Genomic DNA, 471 nt, shown 5'->3' on the forward strand with positions numbered 1-471 from the left:
CTCCCGTACCATAGGAAATATCACCGAACATCAGTGCCAGTCCGGGCAGCCGGCGAGCGTGGTAATGAAAGTCGAGGGATTCGGTACCGATGCGGGTATCGAGCGCATGTGGGCCGCAGATCTTTTCCATCCACAGATGTGCTTGTGAGCGGCTGTGGCTACTGGTCTGGATGTCGGTAAGCTGACTGTTATGCATGATGACCTCGCTGGAGCATGAGCAGGGAAAGAGCGGTTGGTCAGCTGCCATGGCAGCTGGCCAACTGTTGCTGGAACCGGGAATCAGAAGTGATGAATCCAGCGCACCTGCATACGACTGCCTTGCGGACGATTCTGTACCTCAAACTCACGGTAGCCATTGGCGACGATGTGGTTGTCGGCAGAGAAGCTGTACATCACCCCCGGACCGACGGCGTAGACGGATTCCTTACGGTCAGCCACGGTTTTGCCATCCACTTTGGTGTCGGTGATTTG

Annotated in this window: 2 protein-coding genes; both read right to left on the minus strand. The window is 56.3% G+C overall.

Annotated elements, in window-relative coordinates; genetic code table 11:
• Positions 1–196: hypothetical protein (locus tag Q4563_RS16005; RefSeq protein ID WP_303605177.1), on the minus strand; the 196-nt coding region annotated here is incomplete at its 3' end.
• 83 nt (positions 197–279) lie between these two features.
• Positions 280–471: transporter (locus Q4563_RS16010; protein ID WP_303605178.1), on the minus strand; the 192-nt coding region annotated here is incomplete at its 5' end.

This window comes from Gilvimarinus sp. 1_MG-2023 (assembly GCF_030548285.1).